Source organism: Anaerostipes sp. CAG:276, assembly GCF_000432215.1.
Taxonomy (GTDB): Bacteria; Bacillota; Clostridia; order Lachnospirales; family Lachnospiraceae; genus Anaerostipes; species Anaerostipes caccae.
In genome coordinates this window covers 1-22923 of the sequence record NZ_FR889189.1, presented here as the reverse complement: position 1 = coordinate 22923, position 22923 = coordinate 1, and the positions used below count along the sequence as shown (strand labels likewise).

Sequence of the window (22923 nt, the reverse complement as noted above, 5' to 3'; positions counted from 1 at the left end):
TGGAAGCCGTAGCTGTCGAGAGGACAACGGTGTCTCCGTAGTGCATAAATGCCGCACCGTTTGCCTGTGCCGCCACACGCCCCACTTCTACGGTCAAAGTCCTGCCTGCAAGTTCCATACTAAATTTTTTTACCATGTTTAATTCTCCTTAAAACAATATTTAAAAGACGCCGAAACAACTAAGCGGTCCACAGCACAGTCTGTGGACTCCTTAGTAGTCTCGGAATACGTCTTTCACAACTTTTTTATTGTATCACAACTGAATGAAAAAAAGAAGACAGGAATTTGAATTCCTGTCCCCATAATTCTGCTATTTTCTCAGTCCGAGTCTCTCGATCAGCGCACGGTATCTAGCAACATCCTTATTCTTTAAGTATGCTAAAAGATTACGTCTCTTACCTACCATCTTTAACAGACCTCTTCTGGAATGGTGATCCTTCTTGTGCATATCAAAATGCTCCTGAAGTTCTTCAATCCTTGCTGTAAGGATCGCGATCTGCACTTCCGGTGAACCGGTGTCATTGGCATCCCTTCCGAATTCTGCAACGATCTGTTTTTTCTTTTCTGATGAAATCATTTTGTTTCCTCCTTAAATTATATGAAATAGCCGCCAGATACTAAGACTTGGTCGGAGATGTCCGAAATCTGAGTACCGGTCAACTTGATAAGTATATCACAGAAAAAATCCCCTGTAAAGGATCATTTACATATTTCTGCTCACTTCCACAGCTGCATTAGCTGCTTCTATGACAGCGCTCCTGAGTCCTTTTTGCTCCAGTACTCTGACTGCCTCAATAGTAGTTCCCGCCGGTGAACAAACCGCATCTTTTAATTTCCCGGGGTGTTCCTTTGTCTCAAGAACCATTTTTGCACTGCCCAGCACTGCCTGGGCAGCAAAGGTATATGCTTTTTCTCTCGGTATCCCTCCGAGCACCGCAGCATCCGCCAGCGCCTCGATAAACATATAGACGTAGGCCGGTGAACTTCCGCTGACACCGACAACCGCGTCAATGAGCTTTTCATCCACAATTTCTACCTTCCCGAAACTTTCAAAAATCTTCCGGACTTCCCGTGCTTCTTCCTCCTCAACATATGGATTCATACACATGCCGGTCATGCCTTCCCCTACCAGAGCCGGTGTATTCGGCATGGTACGGATGATTTTTGTTTCTTTTCCGAAGCTTCTCTCCACAGTCTCCATAGAAAGTCCTGCCGCAATAGTGACAACGATCTGGTCTTTGCCGACCTCGTCCCGAATCTCCCGGATCACCTTATCATACATCTGCGGTTTCACAGACAGAACAATGATTCTTGAATTCTTCGCCGCTTTTATGTTGTCTGACGTTGTTGTTATGCCTAGCTGCTCTGAGATTTGATTCATTTTGTCCTCAGAGGGCCCGGAAGCGATCATCTCGTCTTTTGTAAATGTCCCTTCCGCAAGAATTCCCGAAATCATGGCCTTCGCCATGTTTCCGCATCCGATAAATCCAATTTCCATGCTGATTTCCTTTCTTTAACCTAAACGTTTTAAGAGTTCTTCAAAGTATGCAGGAAGCCCCACCTCAAACTCCATGTATTCCTTCGTCCTCGGATGGGTAAACCCGAGGACTTTGGCGTGAAGACACTGCCCTTCAAGGGAATACTTAGACTTTTTCGGACCATAGACGGTATCGCCCAAAAGAGGATGTCCGATGGATGCCATATGCACCCGGATCTGATGGGTCCTTCCCGTCTCCAGGCTGCATTCGATGTAGGTAAAACCTTCTTTCAGGCGTTCCAGCACCCGGTAATGAGTGACTGCTCTCCTGCCGGCCTCCCGGTCTATGGCCATCTTTTTTCGCTCTTTCCTGCTCCTTGCGATCGGTGCATCCACTGTTCCTGATTCTTCTTTTATGTTGTGATAGACAATGGCGTGATATCGCCTTGTGATCGTATGATCCTTCAGCTGTTCTGCCAGACACTGGTGGGCCATATCGTTTTTGCAGACGATGAGAATTCCTGTGGTATCCTTATCGATTCTGTGGACGATGCCGGGGCGCAGTACCCCGTTGATCCCCGACAGCTCATCCCTGCAGTGTTCCATCAGCCCGTTAACCAGAGTGCCCTCATAGTGGCCAGGTGCCGGATGAACGACCATGTTCTTGGGTTTATTGATCAGAATAATGTCCCGGTCTTCATAGACAATGTCCAGATCCATTTTTTCAGGCTTAATGGAGAGCTCCGTCGGCTTCGGAACCTTCAAAATGACCCGTTCCCCTTCCCGGACTTTATAATTGCTCTTTTTTTCAGCGTCATCTACCAGCACCGCTGAATCTTTGCAAAGCTTCTGTAAATAGGATCTTGTAAATTCAGGGAACCTTCCGGCCAGACAGACATCCAGTCTGCTGCCGGTCTCTTTCTGCGAAACTGTAAATTGTCTCTCTTGTTCCATCAGCCCTGTTTCCTTTTTTCCAAAAATGCAAAATCGTCTTCTTTATAATAAACAAGAATGAGAAAAAACAGTACTGCCATAGATACTGTCACATAGATATCAGCTACGTTGAACACAGGGAAATTGATCGGCTTAAAGTAGAAAAAGTCCACCACATATCCCCTGAAAATTCTGTCTATAAGATTGCCGACGGCTCCGGCACATAAAAAAACATAGCAAAAGCGGAGCGGACGGTATTTTTTCTCATCCGGAAGCTTAGAATAAACAAATGTAAGCAGCGCCACAGCAAGCACTGTGATAACAAAAAACAGCCATTGCTGGTTTTGAAGAATTCCAAAAGCCGCACCCCTGTTTTCCACGTACTGAAGTTCAAATATATCTTTCAGGATTGAAATCCCTTCTCTCCCTTTCAGGGACATCACCGCCGCTGCCTTTGAAATCTGGTCTGCGGCCAGAAAAATTGCGATCGCGGCAAACACTTTTATCTGCTTCATCTCAGCTCTTCCTCTAATACTTCCATCATTTCTTCGTCGCTGACCGTGAGGTCAATACAGGCCTCCCCGATCCTTTTTAAAAGGATAAAACGGATATGTCCGCCTGCCATCTTCTTATCGGATTTTGTTGTCTCAATGATCCGTTCCGGCGTCAGCCTGTCAAACCTTTGATCCAGGGAAAAGGCATCAAACAGCGCACATATTTCCTCTGTTTCTTTTTCAGAAATCATACCGCGGTTTCTGGAGATCTTCAGGGCGAGACGGCACCCGATCGCCACACACTCTCCGTGGAGCAGTGAAAAATCCATCAGTGTCTCCACTGCATGCCCCAGCGTATGTCCAAAGTTTAACAGCGCACGCTCTCCCTGCTCTTTCGGATCTGCCTCCACAACCTGCCGTTTGATATCACAGCTTTTTCGGATCATCTCAAGCATTGTATCCGGATCTTTCGAGAGGATCTGATCTTTATGGTCTCTGATCCAGCAGTAATAAGCCTGATCTTTGATCAGACTATGTTTGATCACTTCTGCCATTCCGGAAACATACTCCCGTTCCGGAAGACTCTTCAGCGTATTTACATTAATATATACAAGTTTCGGCTGGTGAAAAGCTCCGATCATATTTTTATACTGGATAAAATCCACGCCGGTTTTTCCGCCAATGCTGCTGTCCACCTGGGAAAGCAGAGTCGTCGGAATCTGAATGAAATCGATCCCTCTTAAATAAGTCGCTGCGGCAAACCCGGCCATGTCTCCCGCCACACCGCCGCCCAGAGCCACAACCAGGTCCTTCCGGTCAAAATGATTCCGGATCAGCTGCTCATATAAATGTTCCACGGTCTTTAACTGCTTGCGGGCTTCTCCGGCACTGAAGCTGAATGTGGTCACTTTCGTACAGACAGGGTTTAGCAAGTCATACAACTCTTTTAAATAGAGCGGCGCCACATTGCTCTCTGTCACAATGCACACTTTTCTGTTTAACAGTCCGGCCTCAGAGAGTGCCTCTGTCAGGTCATCAAAAGAGTCCCTGAAATAGATATCGTATATTTTTTTCCCCTGTTCCCTGACGCTAAGCTTACTCTCTTCCATCATATTCAGGCTCCTCAGCAGCCGCTGCCTCTGTCTCTTCTTTTTCTGATTTCTTTGTGATCTCCAGATCATATACGGGATTTTTCAGATAATCCAGCTGCCCGTTGATAAACTGCATCATTCTGGATTTGTATGACACATAATCCCCGGTCAGTTTGTTGATCTGTTTTTCCAGAGAAGCGATCTCTTCCAGCTTTTCCTGGTTTTCTTTATCAAATGCCTCTCTCGCCTGCCTTGCAAAATCCTCGGCTTCTCTTCTGGCCTTTTCTAAGATCTCCCTGGCTTCCATCTCAGCCTGCTCTTCCATGGCTTTGGCCGCCTTGTCGGCATTTGCGATCGTCTCCTTGGAAGTTTCCTCCGCAAGCACCAGTGCCTTTTTCAATGACTCTTCGATGACACGGTAATGGTCGAGATTCTCTGTAAGGGCTGAGACTCTCTCTTTCAGTTCGTTATTTTCTTTGTAGACTTTCTCGTAATCTCTGGCCACTTCCTCCAGAAATTCATCGACTTCAATAGCTTTATAGCCAAATCCTCTTTTCAGTTCCTTACCTAATAACTCGATTGGTGTAATCATGTGCATCCTCCTATTTATAAATTTGCAGCTTTACGTGAAACCTGCCCTTCTTCGTCTCTCTTCCCAGTTCCTGAAACCGGAATTTGCCGAATCCCCGGACAGATATAACGTCTTCTGGTTTTGCCTGGTAACTGTTCCTTGTCTCCATTTTCCCGCGGATGAATACTTTCTGACTCTGAAATAAAGAAAGAGCCTTGCTCCTCGAGAGCCCGAAAGCCAGCCCCACAAGAGCATCCAGCCTTGGTGAAGACACAAATCCATCTTTTGTACTATATTCCTGCCGGTAATGAATTTCCTTAAAATCTACACCGACGGTTTCCACCTGTGTATTCCTGACCTTTGTAAGTTCCCGGCACAGGAATCCAGCCATATGTCTGAAACAGAAAACATAAGCCTCCCCGTCCGAAATTAAAATATCGCCGATCTGGTTTCTCTCGATCCCCAGATTCATGAGAGCACCGAGGTAATCCCTGTGGGTGAGCGTTTCTGCAAACTTCTTAAAAAGAGGCGAGATTTTGGCACATGCCAATGGAATCTCACCTTCATATCCAAACATCTCTTTTGAGCCGAACACAACAATACAGCGGTCATAATCTTCATGGCCGCCATAAAGTGATGCGTCTGCAAAAGAAAGTTCCTGTCTCATCTCATGAAAGAGGCTCTGTTCCCTCTCCGACAGAAACGGTGTATGGGTATACACTGAATTCATAAATGCAGTCTGAGCCAATTCTTCCAGTCGCTTTTTAAACAGCTGCTCGTCCATGGCTTATTTTAACTGAGGTGAGATAATATTTTCATTCATAATCTCACTTCTCAAATCTCCATTGACCTCGATGCTGTCCGGTGCCGCAATAAAAATATTGTTGGAAACAGCCTGAAGGGAGCCGTCAATCGCATAGGTCGCTCCGCCCACAAAGTCGATGCTTCTCTGGGCAACCGTGAGTTCAACTCCTTCCAGATTGATGACAACTGTCTTGCCTTCTTTCAGAAGATCTGCCGCCGTCTGGGCCTCTGCAAAATCCTGTGGCTTAATCACGTAAACTTCTACACCGTGACCGTTCATGGATACCACTTTCCCGGAGCCGAAGCGGCGGGGTTTTGGATCTTTCGTCTCTCTGCTTGTGTATGTGATCGGTTCAATCACATTTGACTCTTCTCTGACCGTATCTTTTTTCCGGAAGAATGAGCGCCGTTCTGTATCCGGTTCTTCTTCCTCCTCTTCGTATTCGTCGTACTCATCATATTCTTCATCTTCCGTAAGCTTCATAAAATTCAACAGCTTATCCACTGCACCCATGCTCTTTATCCTCCACTATTTGTTGTAGTCTCTTTCCCCAAAAATACCTGTTCCTACCCGCACCATGGTAGAGCCTTCTTCCACCGCAACCTGATAATCATTCGTCATACCCATGGAAAGGATGTTCATAGCTATATTATCAAAGTTTTTCTCTTTGATGTCAACAAATAATTGCCGCATCCTTCTGAAATATACCCGGTTATTTTCTGGATTTTCCACGAATGGTGCGATCTGCATGAGTCCCTGCACCAAAACCCCCGGAAGCCTAGAAATTTCTTCCAGCGCACCGAAGAGCTCTTCTTCCATAAAGCCGGATTTTGTCTCTTCCCTTGCCAGGTTCACCTGGATCAGCACCGGCACCTGAATCTTATGCTTTAGGGCTTCTTTGCTGATCTGCCGTGCCAGCTTTACAGAATCCACAGAGTGGACCAGCGCCACCTTATCCACTATATATTTTACTTTATTTGTCTGAAAATGGCCGATCATATGCCAGCGCACCGGAGACTTGATCTCCTCATATTTCTTCATGATTTCCTGGACCTTGTTTTCCCCGAAATCCATGACCCCGCAGTCCATCAGCTCCTCGATCATAGACAGAGGTTTTGTCTTGCTGACCGCGATCACAGTCACCTCTTTTGGATCTCTCCCCGCCTTTTCACAGGCAGCCTTTACATTTTCTTTCACTAATTTGTACTGGTCGATTAACATATCACACACTTCCTAACTTTAATATATGATTTGGTTTTCTTTGATCGCTTTGCTGTCGAGAACGACAAAATCATACAGCCGGATGCCGTTTAACGTATCTGTCTCTACTATGGTATAGCCGTCTTTATTTACAATAACCTGTACCGGACGGAAATCAGCATAGCCCTGATTCGTGCAGTAGACTCCTTTCAGTCTCTTCTTTTCTCCTACCGTAAAGCGGTCACCGGCATCCATTGCCTCAAAGGTAGTGCCTTCCTCCACCTCTTCCGGATCAAGATAACAGTAATTCTTTGTCTTTTTATAAATCTTAAATTCTTTTTGTTCCACCTTGACATTTCCGTCCTTGGACGTGGTTCTGACACTGAACCCCTCGCCGGCTCCGTTATTACCTTTTGTAATATACTTGACCGGAACCTGATAAAACTGTTTTGAGACGATCGCAGAATCCGGAATTTTAAGTCCCTGATACGTATCCAGGAGCAGATCGATATCTACATACCGTTCTCCGATGTAGCGGATCAGATATTGATCCAGAGACAGATAGGCAAAATAGCCGTCTTCTTTTTTTTCGGTCTCAACGCCGGCCTCTGCTTTCATCTGATCATCCACAAATTTCACGGTTACAGTCTTTCTGCCTTTTAGGCTGGTATACTGCTCCTTATCAAGAAGGACCGCCAGTGTCCATTTTTCACTCTTCGTCACCCTGCATACGGTGTCCCCTTTTTTCACTTTGTCTGTAGAATTCAGTTTTGTAACCCTGTAATTTTCTCTCTCAAAATCACTCGCTTTTATCTGGCCTGCCTCCCTGCCGTCGAAGGAGTCCGAATAGAAGCTTGCAATGCCGCTGATACTGCTCCTTCTGGTAGAAAACGACGCATCCCCGACCTGTTCTTTGACCTGTTCCATGACCTTCTTCAGAGATTTTCCATTGATGCCCAGCACAGCATTTTTCAGATCATATTTCAAGTCATAGACATCTTCAAAATCTTTGTCGGAGTAGATAGATTTAAACTCGGAAAGCCGGCTTTTGATCCTGGTATTCTCCTGGATATCTCCTCTTCCCTTCATTTCTTCCACCTGATTGGCAAACTCTTTCTGGACCTTTCCGTTCTTGTCCAAAACATAAAGCATGCCGGACTTTTTGACCCTTTTTCCCTCTTCCGTATAATATGTAATATAACCGTCATCTTCGGCCTTCAAGAGTTTCTCGTTCCTGAGGGCGATTCCGGTGAGGGAATATGTCGATGAAATTTTATCCTCTGTCACTTTATAAACCGTCAGCTTTTCCTTGCCTACGAAGATCAATACATTGATCAGAACATAGATCAGCAGGACAAGAAAAACAATAGTCCCTATATTCCATCTCGCTTTTTTTCTAGCCATCTATATCCTCCAGCGCCTCAAAGCTGCCCCGTCTAAATAATTACATCTGCATCCCTGGACATATCCTTTTTGTTTCATCGTTTCCTCAAACAGATCCTTTAATTTCCACCAGCTGACTCCCCAGTTTGAAAATACGGCATCTTCCTCGGGTACTCTGCTGAAAAGCCTCTCGATGACAATATCTTTTCTAAGTTCTGCCACAAACTCTGCCAGCCGGTTGATATATTCTTCTTTTGTGCATAATGATATTTTACCATCCCTGTATTCTTCATACAATACGGAGTTCTTCGGAATATAAAGAGAATGGGCCTTGACCACAGACACGGGCAGGGCAGAAATCACCCTGGCTGTCTCCACTGCATCTTCTACTGTGTCTCCGGGCAGATTTAGAATGACATGGGTACAGATCTCAAACCCGAAGGGGGCCGTTAGGAGAACCGCATTTAAATACTCTGCCAGAGTATGGCCCCTGTTCATTTTCTTCAATGTATGGTAATTGACCGTCTGAAGTCCAAATTCTATGGTCACGGCGGCTCCCCGCTCCTGTTGTATCTCATTTAAAAACTCCAGATAATCTTTTCGGATACAGTCAGGTCTTGTGGATAATGAAATTCCCACAATATCTTCTTCCTCCAGTGCTTCCAGCACATAGTTACGAAATTCCCCAAGAGGCAGAAATGTATTCGTGTAATTCTGAAAATAGGCTAAAAACTTTTTTGCCCCATACCGTTTGCCGATATAAGCTTTTGTCCTGTTCAGCTGATCCTTTACAGGGACTGTTTCAGACATGGCTTCAAAGCCGGTCCCGACTCCGGCACAGAAACTGCAGCCTCTGCCTTCCATCCGGTTCGGACAGGTCACAGGAAGATTGACCGGGAGCTTATATACTTTCTCCCCAAATCTCTTTTTCAAATGTGCCGAGTAAGTGTTGTAGAGTTCCATCTTCTTAATTTTCCTTTTTCAATACTTCTGTCATCGTGTGATATAGAGTTTGTTTGCTGGAAGCTTTTAAAATGACAGAGATGAATTCTTCACCCTCCTCGTTTTTTGTGAGAATGATCAGACAGGAACCTGCTTCTGTTGTCGTCCCCGTCTTTCCTCCCAGCATAAATACTTTGTGAGGAAGATTATAATTGCCCAGCAGGTACTGATTGGTCGCTGCCATATCAAATGCCTGGAGTTTGTTTTTTTGGTTTGTATATTCTATATAACTGCTCGCCTTTCCTGCAATGGATAAAAATTCATTATGTTTCACCAGTTCCTGGAAGATCAGGTACAGGTCATACGCAGTCGTATAATGATTCTTCAAATGCAGGCCGTTTGGATTCTCAAAATTTGTATTGGTAGCTCCAAGTTCACGGGCCCGTTTATTCATCATTGCCACAAACTTTTTGTCACTGCCTGCAACCTTTCTTCCGAGAGCGATGGCAGTATCATTGGCCGACATGACGATCAGTCCGTTTAAAAGTGCTTCTACTGTAATCTTGTCACCTTTTTTCAGATGCAGGCTCACCGCTGCCGGGTCATCGAAGGTGATATCTTTATCAATGGTTACAACATCGTCGAGCCTGCAGTTTTCCAACACCAGAAGGGCCGTCATGATTTTTGTAATACTCGCAGGGTAGGCCTTGTCAAATACCTTCTGCGCAGCGACCACCTGATTTGTCGTATTGTTGACGAGCAGCGCTTCTTTCACTCCGGAATACTGCTCTGTATCGGCATCCTCCCTGGATATAACGCCTACATAGGCTCCTTTCGACTTCCAGTTATCCCCCAGAGTCTCCGTCCTAAGCTCATCCTGATTCTTCTCCAGATGTTTTTCATAAGTGACGGAAAGCTGCGTCAGTGTATCCGCCGCGCTGCACCCGGTCAGAGAAATGAGCAGTACTGCCGTCAAACATATACATAAAATTCGTTTTTTCATTCTGTCCTCCTGATTTCAAGTAAATGCCCTGAGAAATGAAAAGAAAGACTGCCATGTGACAGCCTATTGAGTATACATCTCTCTCCAGTCCAGATCCCCCCGGTCCAGGGCCATAATCAGAGCCTCTGCCGTCGGCAGATTGGTGGCACACGGGATGTTGTGTTTGTCACAAAGGTTCAGTACATCATAGAAGCCCTGTGTCCTCTGCTTGTTGTCCGGATCCTGCAGAAAGATAAGAAGATCCATTTCATTGTTTTCGATCAACGCCCCGATCTGATGCATGCCGCCGAAATGTCCCACCTGAAGCTTATGGATCGTCAGGTTTGTCACTTCTTCGATCACCTTTCCCGTGGTGGCTGTGGCGTACAGCGTATGCCGCCTCAAAATATCCTGATAAGCAATGCAGAGGTTCTGCATCAGCATTTTTTTCGCATCGTGCGCAATTAATCCTACATTCATAAAGGTTCCTCCTAATATTTTTTGCGTTGAAGATAAATATTCAGCATCAGGCCGATCGCAATGGATGCCGACAAGAGTGAACTCAGGCCATAGCTGATAAACGGCAGCGGAAGTCCTGTATTGGGCAAAGTCCCTGTGGCAACTCCTATGTTGATAAAGGACTGGAATCCCATATAGGCAGACACGCCCACAGCTACCATTTTGGCTGCTCCATTATCGGCTTTCCGGGCCACATTCAGGCACTGGGCTACTAAAAGAACCAGCAGGCCGATCACAACAAGACACCCTAAAAACCCGAACTCTTCTCCAACCACAGAAAAAATAAAGTCTGTCTGGCGTTCTGACACCAGATTTACATCGCTGGCAGAGACATCAGAGATCGTATTTGATCCGAATCCCTTTCCGAACAAACCTCCGGACCCGATGGCCATAACAGAGTTGGCTGTCTGCAGTGCCGTAGAATCCGCATAGGCAGCCGGGTTTAAAAAGGACATGATCCGCGCCACCTGATGAGACTCTAAAAGAATCTGTCCCGGTGTCTGGACATACCATATAAACACTGCAAAAAGAGGAATCCCTATGATCAAAACTCTCAGGATCAGCTTAGAGCTTAATCCTCCCACAAAGACGATGGCAAGAATGATAAAAACGATATCCAGTGTCGTGGACAGATTCGGCTGTTTCAGAATCAGATACAGCGGCGGTGCACATAAAAGTGCAAGTTTCCCCAATACTTTCGGTTCGTTCAGATCGTCCTCGTGGCGGACTACGAAATCTGCGATGACAATGATCATCACGATCTTGCTGAGCTCTGACGGCTGAAGCGTCCCCAGGGGCCCCAGTGAAAACCAGCGCTTTGCCCCGTTTACGTCTTTTCCAAACAGCTTAACGCCTATCAGCAGCAAAAGGTTGATGATATAGAGCAGATTGGAACTCCGAAGCCACGTCTGATAATCGATCAGAGAAACTACTGCCATGACCGCAAAACAAAGGATCAGACCCAAGCCCTGTTTCATCACAAAAGACGGATTTGCGCTGTGGATAAAAATAATTCCTAATGTGGCCAGCACCAATACATTGAGAACCAGCTTTATATTGTAGTTTTGCAGTCGGTAGTTTCTAAGCATTTTATCACTCCATGTCTATTTTTTCTTTTTCATTTCCCGGATCGGGATATTCGCAAACAGCGCCGGTCCGCTGTGTTCTTCGTCGTTCTGAGTAATCTGAATATCCAATCCCTGCGGATCGATCTCCATATATTTTGAGATCACCTTGATGATGTCATTTTTGATCAGTTCCATAGTTTCCGGAGAACAGTTGGAACGGTCAGATACCAGCAAAAGCTTCAGCCGGTCCCTTGCTTCATCAGCGGAATTTTTCTTTTTAAAAAAGCTATCAAACAAACCCATTCTTCTCCTCCTTGACTATTTCTTAAAAATGCCGGCAAGTTTCTCGAAGAATGATTTGGTATCCAAATCCAAAAACGGTACTTCTTGTCCCATAACCCTCTTACAGATGTTCATATAAGCTTTTCCTGCCATACTGTCGCTGCCCACAAGAGGTTCCCCCTGGTTTGTAGATACGACAATGTTTTCATCGTCCGGCACGACGCCGATCAGATCGATTGCCAGGATATCCAGGACATCATCCTTTGACAGCATGTCCCCTCTTTTTACCATGTCCATACGGATCCTGTTGATGACTAAATCGATCTTATGTATATCGTTGGCCTCCAAAAGTCCGATGATCCGGTCTGCATCACGGATCGCAGATACCTCCGGAGTCGTCACGATCAGTGCGCGGTCTGCTCCTGCGATGGCATTCTGGAATCCCTGTTCGATCCCTGCCGGGCAGTCCAGAAGGATATAGTCAAACTCTTCTTTCAGCTCATCCACAACTTTTTTCATCTGCTCAGGACTCACAGAAGATTTATCCCTTGTCTGTGCAGAAGGCAGAAGATAAAGATCCGGATATTTTTTGTCCTTGATCATCGCCTGTTTGATCCTGCAGTTTCCTTCTACCACATCGACAAGATTATAGACAATCCTGTTTTCCAGCCCCATGACCACATCCAGATTCCTGAGACCGATGTCCGTGTCGATCAGTACGACCTTTTTCCCTTCTTTTGCCAGACCGGTTCCTACGTTGGCCGTCGTGGTTGTTTTCCCAACGCCGCCTTTTCCTGATGTGATTACGATTACTTCACTCATTGTTTTCTTCCTCCATTGTTTTAAGCTGTAATTTCATTCAGAAGTGATTTTGATATAGGTTCTATGTAAATATTTTCATCCTCTACAAATGCAATCTTGGCTTCCTCGTCGCCTTGCTTTGCTTTTTTCCCAAACAGCCGCTTCTTTGCAGATACCTGATCGGATGATCTCGCAATATAGCTGCCGATCCGGATCTGCATCGGCTTCATCTCAAGGGCAGCGATGAAAGCCTTGTCATTCCCGTCCACTCCTGCAAACACATAGCCTTTTACACACCCCAGTACGACGATATTGCCCTTTGCCTTCACGGTAGCTCCGGGATTCACATCCCCGATGACTACCACACTGGCATCGGATTCCAGACTCTGTCCGGATCTTAAAGTCCCCTGGTAAAATTGTCCGAAGGAGACTCCTCCGCTTTTTAAACAGGATTCGCTCCTGGACTCTTTCAGCCTGATGGCTCTCTCCTCGATCAGCTGTTTAAATTTGGTTTCCAGAACCTGGTCCCCTTCCATCACATAGGCGATGGAGAGGGAGCTGTTCTCTGTGATCGTTTCCAAAACCCGCTCCGTTTCCTCCACGCTTAAAACCCTTCCTTCGATTTTTAATACAACCTGAGTTTTGGTGTTGAAAAACTTCGCGGCTTCCACAAACTTTCTCGCGATAATCGCCAGCAGTTCTTCAAACTCTATCTTGTCATCCAGGACAATCGTCAAACCAAAATTGTTTCCTTTCAACAATACTGGTTCTTTCATATATTTTCACCTCTCTTAATCGGATACTGAACCGGCCGCAGAAATTACTTTCTTGTCCTTCCTTAATTTCGCCTTCTCTTTATCATTTGCAAAATAATACTTGTAGAGATCCTTCGCCGCGGCTGCCGCATTGGATGACGTATATCCGTAAGGGATGACCGCGGTGACCGTGATCTCAGGATCCTCATAGGGACCGAAAGATATGAACAGCGCATGGTTCGGCCTCTTTTTATCTTCCTGTGCGGTTCCTGTCTTGCCCGCCACTTTCACATTAAGCCCTTTGAATATGCTGGTCACAGCGCCTTTCTTTCCGGAAACAACCCTGCGCATGCCGGACCAGACCGCATCCCAGTAAGAGTCATCATTCAGAGTGAGTTTGCTCTTCTTCTTGACACCGTATTTTTTCACCGTCTTTCCGCCCGAAGTGGTAACTTTGTCTAAAATACTCAGGTCGTAGACGGTTCCCTTATTTGACAGCGTCGTCACGTAGTTGGAAATCTGGCTCGGCGTGAAACTGTTCGTGCCCTGTCCGATGGCAGAACGCACAGAGGTTTCGTCTGAAATATGCGGAGCCATCTCGCTCAGCTCAATACCGGACTTTTTATTCAGGCCGATCTTGGTCGCATATTTTTTCAGGGCCTCCAGGCCTTTCTTGCTGCTGTAAGATGCCCCTGTCATTCCTAAGTCATATCCTACCTCATAAAAGAAGCAATTACAAGAGACTTCTAATGCCCCGGCCACATTATTGTAGCCGTGCCTTCCGTTGGGATAAATCCAGCAGTGGGCCGCAGGACTGATCTTGTCAAACACGCCGGTACACTGTATCTGAGTGCCAGTGGAAATTGTTCCCTCATTCAGGGCGGTGATCGCAGACAAAGGCTTGAAAGTGGACCCCGGAGCCGTTCTGTGGTTCAGCACCTGATTGTAAAGAGGCGTCGCCGTGGAATTGGCCAGCTGCCGGTAGTAGTCGTTGTCGATTCCGTTGGACAGCTTATTGCTGTCATATCCCGGATAGCTGACCATGGCTTTCACTTTTCCCGTGTCGGGATCTGTGATCACAATGGAGCCGGAACATGGATCCAGTCCGAGCTGGGCCGGTGTGATCTCTCTTTTTGAAAGCTTCTGGCGTATAAAGGAGTAGGCATCCAGGGAACCGCTCTTCAGGCTCTGATAGGTCCCTGCGTCTTTTTTCTTATTCAGGACTCCCTGCTCGTACAAAAGCAGACATACAGACCTTCCACTGAGTTCACCGGTTCCGATCTTTTGTTCACATACTGTCAGATCAAATTCATCATCCTTCTGAAGCTGTTCTTCAACATAGGACACAAGCGCGTCAAAGATCTGCTCTGTATCACTGTATTTGGACGGCAGATCCAGCATGGAAATATCGATCCATTCTTTATTGATGGCATATTTAAGGAACTCACCCAGGCCGATCTTTTCATCTTTCCACCTGAGATATGTCTTGTCCTTCGTGTCGACGGAGCCGGTTAGGAGAACTTTTTTCCTGGAAAGCATCTTATACACGTAGTCAGCATAATTCTGCTTTTCCTCACTCTCGTCTTTGTAGGCCTTTGTACTGCCTGTAAGATTCTTCCGAATCGTTTTGATACTGTCCTTTTTGAGGCTCTGAATCTTTTTATACATGCTCTTTTCGTAAGAGTTTGCACGCTCTCCGTTCAGGTCCGTGATATCCACAATACTGTTTCCGATCAGTGAATAGTAGACGTCTTTGATCGGAATCCTTATATTGCTCCGGTCACCCTTGGAATCAGAGGTGGTGAGTTTGGACAGAACGATGCCTGTAATCCTTCTTTCTAACAGGTTATATGCATATTCCTGAAGATCACTGTCGATCGACAGGACTACGTTGTTTCCTGTTCCTGCCTTTTCCGTCTTGGTCGTCTTTACGATCTTTCCTATATTGTTGACGATCATGGTCTGGCTTCCGCTGCTGCCGTGCAGATAAGACTCCAGTTCTTTTTCAATGCCCGCCTTTCCGACCGCGTCGTCCATCGCATAATAGTCCTTGTCACTTTCTTTTTTTCCCTTATTATAGTCATCAAGTTCCTCGGTATTGATTGTACCGGTATAGCCGATTACATGAGACATGGCCTCACTGTTTTTATAAACCCGGATGGACTTGGTACTCACGTCGATCCCGGTAAGTTCATTGGAACGCTCTTCGATCTCCGCGATGCTCCTGCTGCTCACCTCTGTGGCAAAGGTCACCTTCATATATTGTGAATAACGGCTTAAGTAGGCGCTGTATCGGACAGACATGATCTTTAAAGCATCTTTGTCTGAATACTTCTCATCAATGTCAAACATTTTCCCGACTCCGGGACTTCCCATAGTCCCGTTTCTTAAGTACTCAAAGACTTCCTCCGCACTGGCATTAAGCTGCTGCTGACGGAGCTTTAAACGCTCCTTGGAAAGACCCTTGGTATCTGTCCCGATGCCGAATGCCTCCCTCTTGAACCGTTCCAGTCTGGAGCCTTTCTCCGTAAAGCGGAACGTGCCGTTTCCTGTGATCTCGATCGGGATATCGCTCTTGAAGGAATCTTTGTTCTTCTCTAAGATCTTGATCACTTCATAAATCACCTTATTTTTTTCATAATTCTCAGATGTATCGTTTTCCTGGGCTAACGTTTTGAATTTATTGTCATTCTGAAAATTGACTGTATAGACCATTTTGTTGTAAGCCAGAAGTTTTCCGTTGCAGTCATAGATATTTCCCCTCGTACCGGAAGTCTTGACGGTCTTTTCTACTTTGTAGGTGAAGTCTTCTTTATGTGACTGCCCCTGAACAATCTGAATGACAAACAGCCGGCAGACGAGTACAAGAAAAAGCACTGTGAATAAAACAGCCATTGCCAGAAGCCTGTTTGCCAATAATTTTTCAACCCGGTTTTGTAACTTTCTAAACACTAGAACATGCTCCTTTTTTCTGAATCGCTGATGCGTACGTCGATGAACAGAAGAAGTTTATACAGAGGCAGCGCGATCAGCCCCGTATAGACCGCTTCCGGTATCATAATATCTTTTAAGTAACTGAAAAATGCAAATCTTCCTCTCAGTGCAAAGAAAAAGAAAAAGATTGCAAAGCTGTAAGCCAGGGTATTGATGACTAAAAGCCCGAACGGCAGAAGGACGTCGTCTTCATAAAAAAAAGAGTTGAAACATCCGTTGATATAGCCGATGAGCAGATAAAGAAGGGCATACTGCCCGAGAACGTCACCGAAAAATATATCGATCAGCAGACCGCAGGAAAATCCGATGCCAATCCCTGCTTTCTTTCCCCTGATCAGTCCCAGGGTCACCGTCAGGATCAGCAGAACGTTCGGCATGACATCGGCAAGCTTTAAAAACTGAAACACCGATGTCTGCAGAAGGAAACAAAAGATTACAGATAGAATATAAAATAAAGTCCGTTTCAGTCTCATCATCCCACCTGCCTATTCTTTTGTCTTTTCATCCAGATTAACATTTTCTTTCAGGTCCGTGATCACAAGGACTTCCTTTAAGTGCTTGAAATCCACGATCGGTGTGACCTTTGCGGTCTTTGTAAGCTTTGTGGAATCCAGCTTGATATCGGATACTTTACCAATGGAGATTCCTTCCACAAATTTAGAACTCAAATATGAGGTCACCAGCTCATCGCCTTCTTTGACCTTTGCGTTCTTATCAATATATACGACTTCCAGGTAGCCGTCAGACATCGTGCTCAGACTTCCCCTGACGATGCAGGAATCCTTTGTCTTCAAAAACATGGCGCTGACCATGCTGGTATCATTGATGATCGTCCGCACCTTTGCATAATGATCAGACACATCGTATACGATGCCTACCAGCCCATTGTCTGCAATCACATTCATGTTTTTCTTAATGCCGTCTTTGCTGCCTTTGTCGATGGCAAAGATTTCAAACCAGTTGCCGGAACCCTTGCTGATGACTCTGGCCCCGACCGTACTGTATTTTTTATATTTTGCTTTGAGCTTCAAAAGATCCTGAAGACGCTCAAGCTCTACCTGATCCTGAGACAGAATCCGGTTCTGCATCTTCAGGGAATCGATCTTCTCCTGAAGGACTTTGTTATCTTCTTTCAGCTGTTCTTTGGTTTTTATATTTTCATTCCAGGAAAAAATACCGTTCCCGATGGAATTAATCCCTTTCTGCATAGGACTTAAAATTCCTGTGGCCAATGCTTTGACCGGAGACAGCACACCCCCTGCAAAAACACTGATCCCGATTAACAAAAAGCACACCCCTGCAAAAATGAACAGGTAATGCCTCGAACGCATATTTTTCTTCTGAAATTTCATTTCACTTTCCTCACTGGTATTTGTAATCTTTGTTCATCATCGTCTTCAAGCCGCGGACAACACTCTCCTCCGGCTGTTCCCCGGTGCGGATATGAATGCCGATGGCATCCTCCATCCACTCCGGAATCTTTTGAAAGGAGGAACTTCCCCCTGACAGATAAATGCCCTCCACCATGATATCCGATGCCAGTTCCGGAGGAATCACTTCCAGCATGGCTTTGGCTTCGATAATAATGTCGTTGACATAACTTCTTACCTTTTCTTCAGCCAGATCTCCCGGAACCTGGATCTTCTTTGGCAGCCCGCTGACAAGGTCTCTGCCTTTTACATAGGCAGGTTTCCCTTCTTCTTCCCTTCTGGCATACAAAAGCTTTAACCGCTCCGCGCTCTTCATCCCGATCTCAATATTGTAGTTTCTCTTTAGCTTTGAGATCATCCACTGGTCGATCTGACTGCCTCCCTGCTTTACCAGGCGGCTTCTCACGATGCCCCCGAGGGAGATTACAGAGATCTCGGTCGTATCGGCTCCCATATTGATCACCATGTTGCCGCAGGGAGCCCCTACATCAATGCCCAGTCCAACTGCATCCGCCATCGGTTTTGGACATAGCCTGACCTCTTTTACCGACCGGAATGACTCAAGCATCAAATCATAAAATGCTCTGCGTTCCACACCGGTGATGTCTGACGGCACAGCCATGTAAAATTCATATTTTTTTAACTTCCTCAGATAACGTCTGAGGATCTGGGCAAGAAGCCTGCGCATATTCGTATAATCGCCGATCACCCCGTGGACCATCGGTGTAATGATCTGTATCTGATGCGGCTCTTTCTCATACATTGAAAACGCTTCGTTTCCTACCGCTGCTGTCTCCGAATCTTCTGTCAGGGCAATGACATTTTTAAGCCTTAGAATCTGGTCTTTTTCTTTCGAATAGATTCTCAGATTCTTTGAGCCCAGCTCGATTCCAATCAGTCCCTTCTTCATAAGCACTCCATTCCATACCGCCCATCGGGCTATAGTAATTGTTGTTCTTTAAAACTTACGTAAGAACGGTCTCCGATGATGATATGGTCGGACAGATAAATGCCGAGCAGTTCTCCTGCTTCTTTTATCCGTTTCGTGACAGATACATCCTGCCTGCTGGGAGTGGGGTCCCCGGAAGGGTGATTGTGCAGCAAAATTAAATAGACCGCTTCATACTTCAATGCTTCCAGGAATACTTCCCTGGGTGACGCCACTGTCTGATTGACCGTACCTACGGATACCTTCAGTTCTTTGATGACTTTATTCTTCCCATTAAAAAGAATTAAAATCATTTCTTCCCTGTTCAAGTGACGCATTTTTTCCATATAATAATCCGCAATGGACTTTGGAGTATGAAAACTGATCTTCTTATGTACTTTCTGAGAGGACAGCCTCATGGAAAGCTCTGCAATACAAAGAATCTGTACTGCCTTTACCCTGCCGATGCCTCTGATCCTCATCAGTTCATTCATTGTAACATGACAGATACCCAGAAGCCCCTCATAATATGGATGCAGGCCTAAGATCTCCACAGCCAGAGCCGTGGCTCTTTTGTCCTTCGCACCGCTTCTTAAAACGGCAGCTAAAAGCTCCGCATCTGTCAGCGCCTCCGGTCCCAGCCGCTCGCATTTTTCATAAGGGCGCTCAGACTCCGGAAGCTCTTTGATTGTGTAATGTCTCTTTTCCATAGATTCCTTTCCTCAAAGGAATACGCAAAAAAACATTTCTCATTAATAAATCTTACCATAAGATCTTTTTCTTGTATACCCAGGAACTATGACGGTTTCCTTAAGTTTTTCTTATTCCCCCGACACAAAAAACCGGCATCCGACATCACAGCCGCACAAGCCCTTTTTCCGCCATCCGCTGAAGAGACATTGTAATCCCGTACTTGGCATGGGGATAGGTAAGTCCCCCCTGGAAATAGGCTGCATACGGAGGCTTCATCGGGCCGTCTGCACTGAGTTCGATGGAGGAGCCTGAGACAAATGCCCCTGCTGCCATAATGACCTGGCTGTCATAGCCCGGCATATCCCACGGCTCCGGAGTTACATAGCTGTCCACCGGAGAAGCCGCCTGGATTCCCTGACAGAAAGCTTTCAGCTTTTCAGGGTCATTGAACTCTACCGCCTGAATGATGTCGTGACGGCTCTCCTTTCCGTCAGGGACAACTTTAAACCCGAGACTTTCATACAGGTTGGCCGCAAATACGGCTCCTTTCAGGGCGCTGTTCACCACTGTGGGCGCGAGAAACAATCCCTGCAGGAACTGGCGGTTGACTCCCAGAGATGCCCCAACTTCTTTTCCGAGTCCGGGTGTCGTCAGTCTGTATGCACACTGCTCGATCAACTCCTTCTTTCCGCAGATATAACCTCCGATCGGTGCCAGCCCTCCTCCCGGATTTTTGATGAGCGAGCCAACGACTAAGTCTGCTCCTGCCTGGGACGGCTCTGTCTCCTCGACAAATTCTCCATAGCAGTTGTCCACCATGACAATGACTGACGGCTTTATATCCTTTACGAATGAGATCAGTTCCCCGATCCTCCCGACAGAAAGTGTCGGCCGGGTGGCATAGCCTTTGGACCTCTGGATCGTGACCAGTTTCGTCCTTTCGTTTATGGCTTTTTTTATGGCATCATAGTCAAAAGAGCCGTCCTGCTTCAGGTCCGCCTGGGCATAGGTGATTCCATACTCAGCCAGAGAGCCTTTGGAAGGCCGTATGCCGATCACTTCTTCCAATGTGTCATAAGGCTTTCCGACCGGAGACATGACTTCATCGCCCGGTCTTAAATTTGCGCTCAGTGCCAGTCCTAAAGCGTGGGTGCCGCAGGTAATCTGCGGGCGTACCAGAGCATCCTCAGTTTGAAAGATATCCGCGTAAACTCCCTCGATCGCCTCTCTCCCGATATCATCATATCCGTATCCCGTGGTTCCTCCGAGATGTGCCTCTGAAATGCGGTTCTTCTTCATAGCCTTCAGCACTTTAAGCTGATTAAATTCTGCCACTGCATCAAATTCTACAAATCTCTCGGAAAGCGATGACTCAATGTTCTTTGCATAGTCATATACTTCTCCGGACACACCTAGTTCTTTATAGTATTCTTTTAACTGATCCATCCCATATGCCTTTCTCTCTGATTTTTTCCAGCATAAATGCCAGAATTTCATCTTCCATTCGGTAATCCTGCCTGTTGATCATCGTAACTTCCTTTTCCCGACGAAACCACGTGAGCTGCCGCTTTGCAAAGTGCCTCGTATCTTTTTTGATGCGCTCTGCGGTCTCTGCAAGGTCCTGTTTCCCCTCCAGATAATCAAAAACTTCTTTATAACCGATCCCCTGCATGGATACCATGTCTTTTGTATACCCCTCACAGGCAAGCTGTCTGACCTCATCGATCAGCCCTGCCTCTATCATCCGGTCAACCCGCTGGTTGATTCTGTCATACAGAATCTTCCGCTCATGAGTCAGGACAAAATAGACAAAATTATAACGGGATTCCTTGGTTCTCTCCTGTTCATTGTGCATGGAAATCTTGGTTCCCGTCTTTTCGTAAAACTCCAATGCCCGGATCACCCTTTTTATGTTATTTTCATGGACAGCCTGTGCGGATTCCGGGTCAACTTCCGCAAGCATCCGGTGGAGATATCCATTTCCTTTTTCCTCTGCCAGCTTCTTCAGTCTGTCTCTGTATCCCCGGTCTGCATCCTCTTCTGAAAAATCTATATCATATAAAAGAGCCTGAATATAAAAACCGGTTCCGCCGACGACGATTGGAATCTTCCCTTTTTCATAAATCTTCTCTGCCGCCCGTTTCGCCATCTGCTGAAACCGGACTACATGAAACTCCTCATCCGGTTCCAATTCATCTACCAGATAATGCGGGATTCCATCCATCTCCTCCGGCATGATCTTTGCAGTCCCAATGTTCATTTTTTTGTAGACCTGCATGGAATCGGCGGAAATGATCTCTCCGCCGACTGCCTCTGCCAGTTTGATGGACAGCTCTGTCTTCCCCGCTGCCGTGGGCCCGGTCAATATGATCATCGGCTTCATAGGCTGTCAAATCCTTTCGGCAGAAGTTCTTTCAGCGGGAAACTCCGGAAGTCATCTCCGTCCTGACAGATCACCCGCAGATCCTTCGAAAATTCGTTCAGCACCTGCAGACAAATGCCGCACGGATAAACACATCCGTCTCCCTCTGCCGCAATGGCGATGGATTCAAACTCCCTGTATCCCGCAGCCACGGCTGTACTCACGGCATTGCGCTCCGCACAAATCGCCGCGCCGTAAGAGGCATTCTCCACATTACACCCGGTAAAGACGGTCCCGTCCTTACACAAAAGAGCCGCGCCAACCAAAAACCCGGAATAGGGCGCATAAGCAAACTCCCGGGCCCGTTTCGCCAGAGCCAGCAAATCTTTATCGTTCATAATCCCATCCTTTCCCTGCAAACCAACAATAGTGATAAAAAACTCATATTATTCTCTTGAATTTTTTCTCTATTTCATACTTGCTCATCTTGATCATCGTCGGCCGCCCATGGGGACATGTATACGGATTTTCACATTCCATCAGGAGGTCTAAAAGATTTCTCACCTCCGGAAGAGACATTCTCTGGTTTCCTTTCGCCGACATTTTGCATGCCATGGAAGCGATCTTATCCGTGATCATCTCCGGATCTTTTTTCACCCCATCCGCGGTGAGAGAGTCCAAAAGCTCCATAAACAGTTCTTTCTCTTTCAGGCCGTATAAATTTGCGGGCACCTGCCGGATACAGAACTCATTGCCTCCGAACGCCTCGATCGTAAATCCGAGTTCCTGAAAGATGTCTTTTGTCTCTTCGAGCACTTTTGCCTCTGCCATAGACAGCGTTACCACGTAGGGCGGCTCCACTCCCTGGCTGTAAATCTTTTTTTCTCTGAAGCTCTTCATGAGCTTTTCATAATTCACTTTCTCATGTGCCGCATGCTGGTCCATGATAAACAGCTGGTCTTCGTACTCGATCAGCCAGTAAGTCTTAAAAAGCTGTCCAATCACTTTCCGGTCCGGCTTTGCCTCCTCATCCAGAAGAGAGGTTTCATTGAGTGTCATCTGCTGTAAATCTTCTTTCCCGTCATCGTTTCTATAATTGACTCCGGCAAAAACAGACTTCTTTGCCTCTGGTTTCACAGCATATTTCTTCAGAGTCCCCTGTGGTCCGGCCGGAATTTCGGGAGCAGTATATTCTGCTGCTTTCTCCTCGTGAC

The 22923-nt window shown here is 46.2% G+C and carries 25 protein-coding genes and 2 pseudogenes (1 of these 27 only partly in view); all 27 read right to left on the bottom strand.

Annotated features, from left to right (window positions below; genetic code table 11):
* Positions 1–136, bottom strand: a pseudogene (locus tag QVP35_RS08145) (polyribonucleotide nucleotidyltransferase); it reaches 1978 nt to the left of the window's first position.
* Positions 137–310: 174 nt separating this feature from the next.
* The gene (gene rpsO / locus QVP35_RS08140) at positions 311–577 is read right to left on the bottom strand and encodes a 30S ribosomal protein S15 (protein ID WP_006565808.1); all 267 of its coding nucleotides are present in this window, start codon (positions 575–577) and stop codon (positions 311–313) included.
* Positions 578–703: 126 nt separating this feature from the next.
* Complete coding sequence (proC, locus tag QVP35_RS08135; protein ID WP_006565809.1) at positions 704–1498, bottom strand: pyrroline-5-carboxylate reductase; 795 nt, start codon at positions 1496–1498, stop codon at positions 704–706.
* A gap of 15 nt (positions 1499–1513) precedes the next feature.
* Positions 1514–2431, bottom strand: coding sequence for an RluA family pseudouridine synthase (locus tag QVP35_RS08130; protein ID WP_009290522.1), 918 nt, complete (start codon positions 2429–2431; stop codon positions 1514–1516).
* Positions 2431–2925: a signal peptidase II gene (gene lspA, locus QVP35_RS08125; RefSeq protein WP_022261007.1), complete on the bottom strand. Its 495-nt coding sequence runs from the start codon at positions 2923–2925 to the stop codon at positions 2431–2433. The genes QVP35_RS08130 and lspA overlap by 1 nt, the downstream gene beginning before the upstream one ends.
* Positions 2922–4013 carry a 3-dehydroquinate synthase gene (aroB, locus tag QVP35_RS08120; RefSeq protein ID WP_009290520.1) on the bottom strand — a complete coding sequence of 364 codons (1092 nt, stop codon included), beginning with the start codon at positions 4011–4013 and terminating at the stop codon, positions 2922–2924. Before aroB ends, lspA begins: the two co-directional genes overlap by 4 nt.
* Positions 4000–4587 carry a DivIVA domain-containing protein gene (locus QVP35_RS08115; protein WP_009290519.1) on the bottom strand — a complete coding sequence of 196 codons (588 nt, stop codon included), beginning with the start codon at positions 4585–4587 and terminating at the stop codon, positions 4000–4002. Before QVP35_RS08115 ends, aroB begins: the two co-directional genes overlap by 14 nt.
* 10 nt (positions 4588–4597) lie before the next feature.
* The gene (locus tag QVP35_RS08110; RefSeq protein ID WP_009290518.1) at positions 4598–5350 is read right to left on the bottom strand and encodes a YlmH family RNA-binding protein; all 753 of its coding nucleotides are present in this window, start codon (positions 5348–5350) and stop codon (positions 4598–4600) included.
* 3 nt (positions 5351–5353) lie between these two features.
* Positions 5354–5884 carry a cell division protein SepF gene (locus tag QVP35_RS08105; protein ID WP_006565815.1) on the bottom strand — a complete coding sequence of 177 codons (531 nt, stop codon included), beginning with the start codon at positions 5882–5884 and terminating at the stop codon, positions 5354–5356.
* 15 nt (positions 5885–5899) lie between these two features.
* Positions 5900–6592, bottom strand: coding sequence for a YggS family pyridoxal phosphate-dependent enzyme (locus tag QVP35_RS08100; RefSeq protein ID WP_006565816.1), 693 nt, complete (start codon positions 6590–6592; stop codon positions 5900–5902).
* Positions 6593–6610: 18 nt separating this feature from the next.
* The gene (locus QVP35_RS08095; protein WP_022261005.1) at positions 6611–7975 is read right to left on the bottom strand and encodes an HlyD family efflux transporter periplasmic adaptor subunit; all 1365 of its coding nucleotides are present in this window, start codon (positions 7973–7975) and stop codon (positions 6611–6613) included.
* Complete coding sequence (locus tag QVP35_RS08090; RefSeq protein WP_022261004.1) at positions 7976–8917, bottom strand: TIGR01212 family radical SAM protein; 942 nt, start codon at positions 8915–8917, stop codon at positions 7976–7978.
* Between the two features lie 4 nt (positions 8918–8921).
* Complete coding sequence (locus tag QVP35_RS08085; protein WP_022261003.1) at positions 8922–9899, bottom strand: D-alanyl-D-alanine carboxypeptidase family protein; 978 nt, start codon at positions 9897–9899, stop codon at positions 8922–8924.
* 63 nt (positions 9900–9962) lie between these two features.
* Positions 9963–10358, bottom strand: a complete 396-nt coding sequence (locus QVP35_RS08080; protein WP_022261002.1) for a methylglyoxal synthase — start codon at positions 10356–10358, stop codon at positions 9963–9965.
* Positions 10359–10369: 11 nt separating this feature from the next.
* The gene (locus QVP35_RS08075) at positions 10370–11485 is read right to left on the bottom strand and encodes an FtsW/RodA/SpoVE family cell cycle protein (RefSeq protein ID WP_009290510.1); all 1116 of its coding nucleotides are present in this window, start codon (positions 11483–11485) and stop codon (positions 10370–10372) included.
* A gap of 15 nt (positions 11486–11500) precedes the next feature.
* Positions 11501–11767: a cell division topological specificity factor MinE gene (gene minE, locus QVP35_RS08070; RefSeq protein WP_009290509.1), complete on the bottom strand. Its 267-nt coding sequence runs from the start codon at positions 11765–11767 to the stop codon at positions 11501–11503.
* Positions 11768–11782: 15 nt separating this feature from the next.
* Positions 11783–12568, bottom strand: a complete 786-nt coding sequence (gene minD / locus QVP35_RS08065; protein WP_009290508.1) for a septum site-determining protein MinD — start codon at positions 12566–12568, stop codon at positions 11783–11785.
* Between the two features lie 20 nt (positions 12569–12588).
* Positions 12589–13323 (bottom strand): septum site-determining protein MinC, encoded by a 735-nt coding sequence (gene minC, locus QVP35_RS08060; RefSeq protein WP_009290507.1) that lies wholly within the window; start codon positions 13321–13323, stop codon positions 12589–12591.
* 15 nt (positions 13324–13338) lie between these two features.
* Positions 13339–16254: a penicillin-binding transpeptidase domain-containing protein gene (locus QVP35_RS08055; RefSeq protein WP_022261001.1), complete on the bottom strand. Its 2916-nt coding sequence runs from the start codon at positions 16252–16254 to the stop codon at positions 13339–13341.
* A complete protein-coding gene (gene mreD / locus QVP35_RS08050) occupies positions 16254–16769 on the bottom strand; it encodes a rod shape-determining protein MreD (RefSeq protein WP_022261000.1) in 516 nt (171 codons plus the stop codon). The genes QVP35_RS08055 and mreD overlap by 1 nt, the downstream gene beginning before the upstream one ends.
* Before the next feature lie 12 nt (positions 16770–16781).
* A complete protein-coding gene (mreC, locus tag QVP35_RS08045; protein ID WP_006565827.1) occupies positions 16782–17648 on the bottom strand; it encodes a rod shape-determining protein MreC in 867 nt (288 codons plus the stop codon).
* 10 nt (positions 17649–17658) lie between these two features.
* Complete coding sequence (locus QVP35_RS08040; RefSeq protein ID WP_022260999.1) at positions 17659–18636, bottom strand: rod shape-determining protein; 978 nt, start codon at positions 18634–18636, stop codon at positions 17659–17661.
* A gap of 29 nt (positions 18637–18665) precedes the next feature.
* Positions 18666–19364 (bottom strand): RadC family protein, encoded by a 699-nt coding sequence (gene radC, locus QVP35_RS08035; protein WP_006565829.1) that lies wholly within the window; start codon positions 19362–19364, stop codon positions 18666–18668.
* 145 nt (positions 19365–19509) lie between these two features.
* Positions 19510–20793: a methionine gamma-lyase family protein gene (locus QVP35_RS08030; protein ID WP_022260998.1), complete on the bottom strand. Its 1284-nt coding sequence runs from the start codon at positions 20791–20793 to the stop codon at positions 19510–19512.
* On the bottom strand, positions 20768–21730 hold the full coding sequence (gene miaA, locus QVP35_RS08025) for a tRNA (adenosine(37)-N6)-dimethylallyltransferase MiaA (protein WP_006565831.1): 963 nt from the start codon (positions 21728–21730) through the stop codon (positions 20768–20770). Before miaA ends, QVP35_RS08030 begins: the two co-directional genes overlap by 26 nt.
* Entirely contained in the window at positions 21727–22107 is a 381-nt protein-coding gene (gene cdd / locus QVP35_RS08020) for a cytidine deaminase (protein WP_009290501.1), read from the bottom strand. Before cdd ends, miaA begins: the two co-directional genes overlap by 4 nt.
* A 43-nt stretch (positions 22108–22150) precedes the next feature.
* Positions 22151–22923: pseudogene (locus QVP35_RS08015) on the bottom strand (DNA mismatch repair endonuclease MutL); the annotation flags it as partial.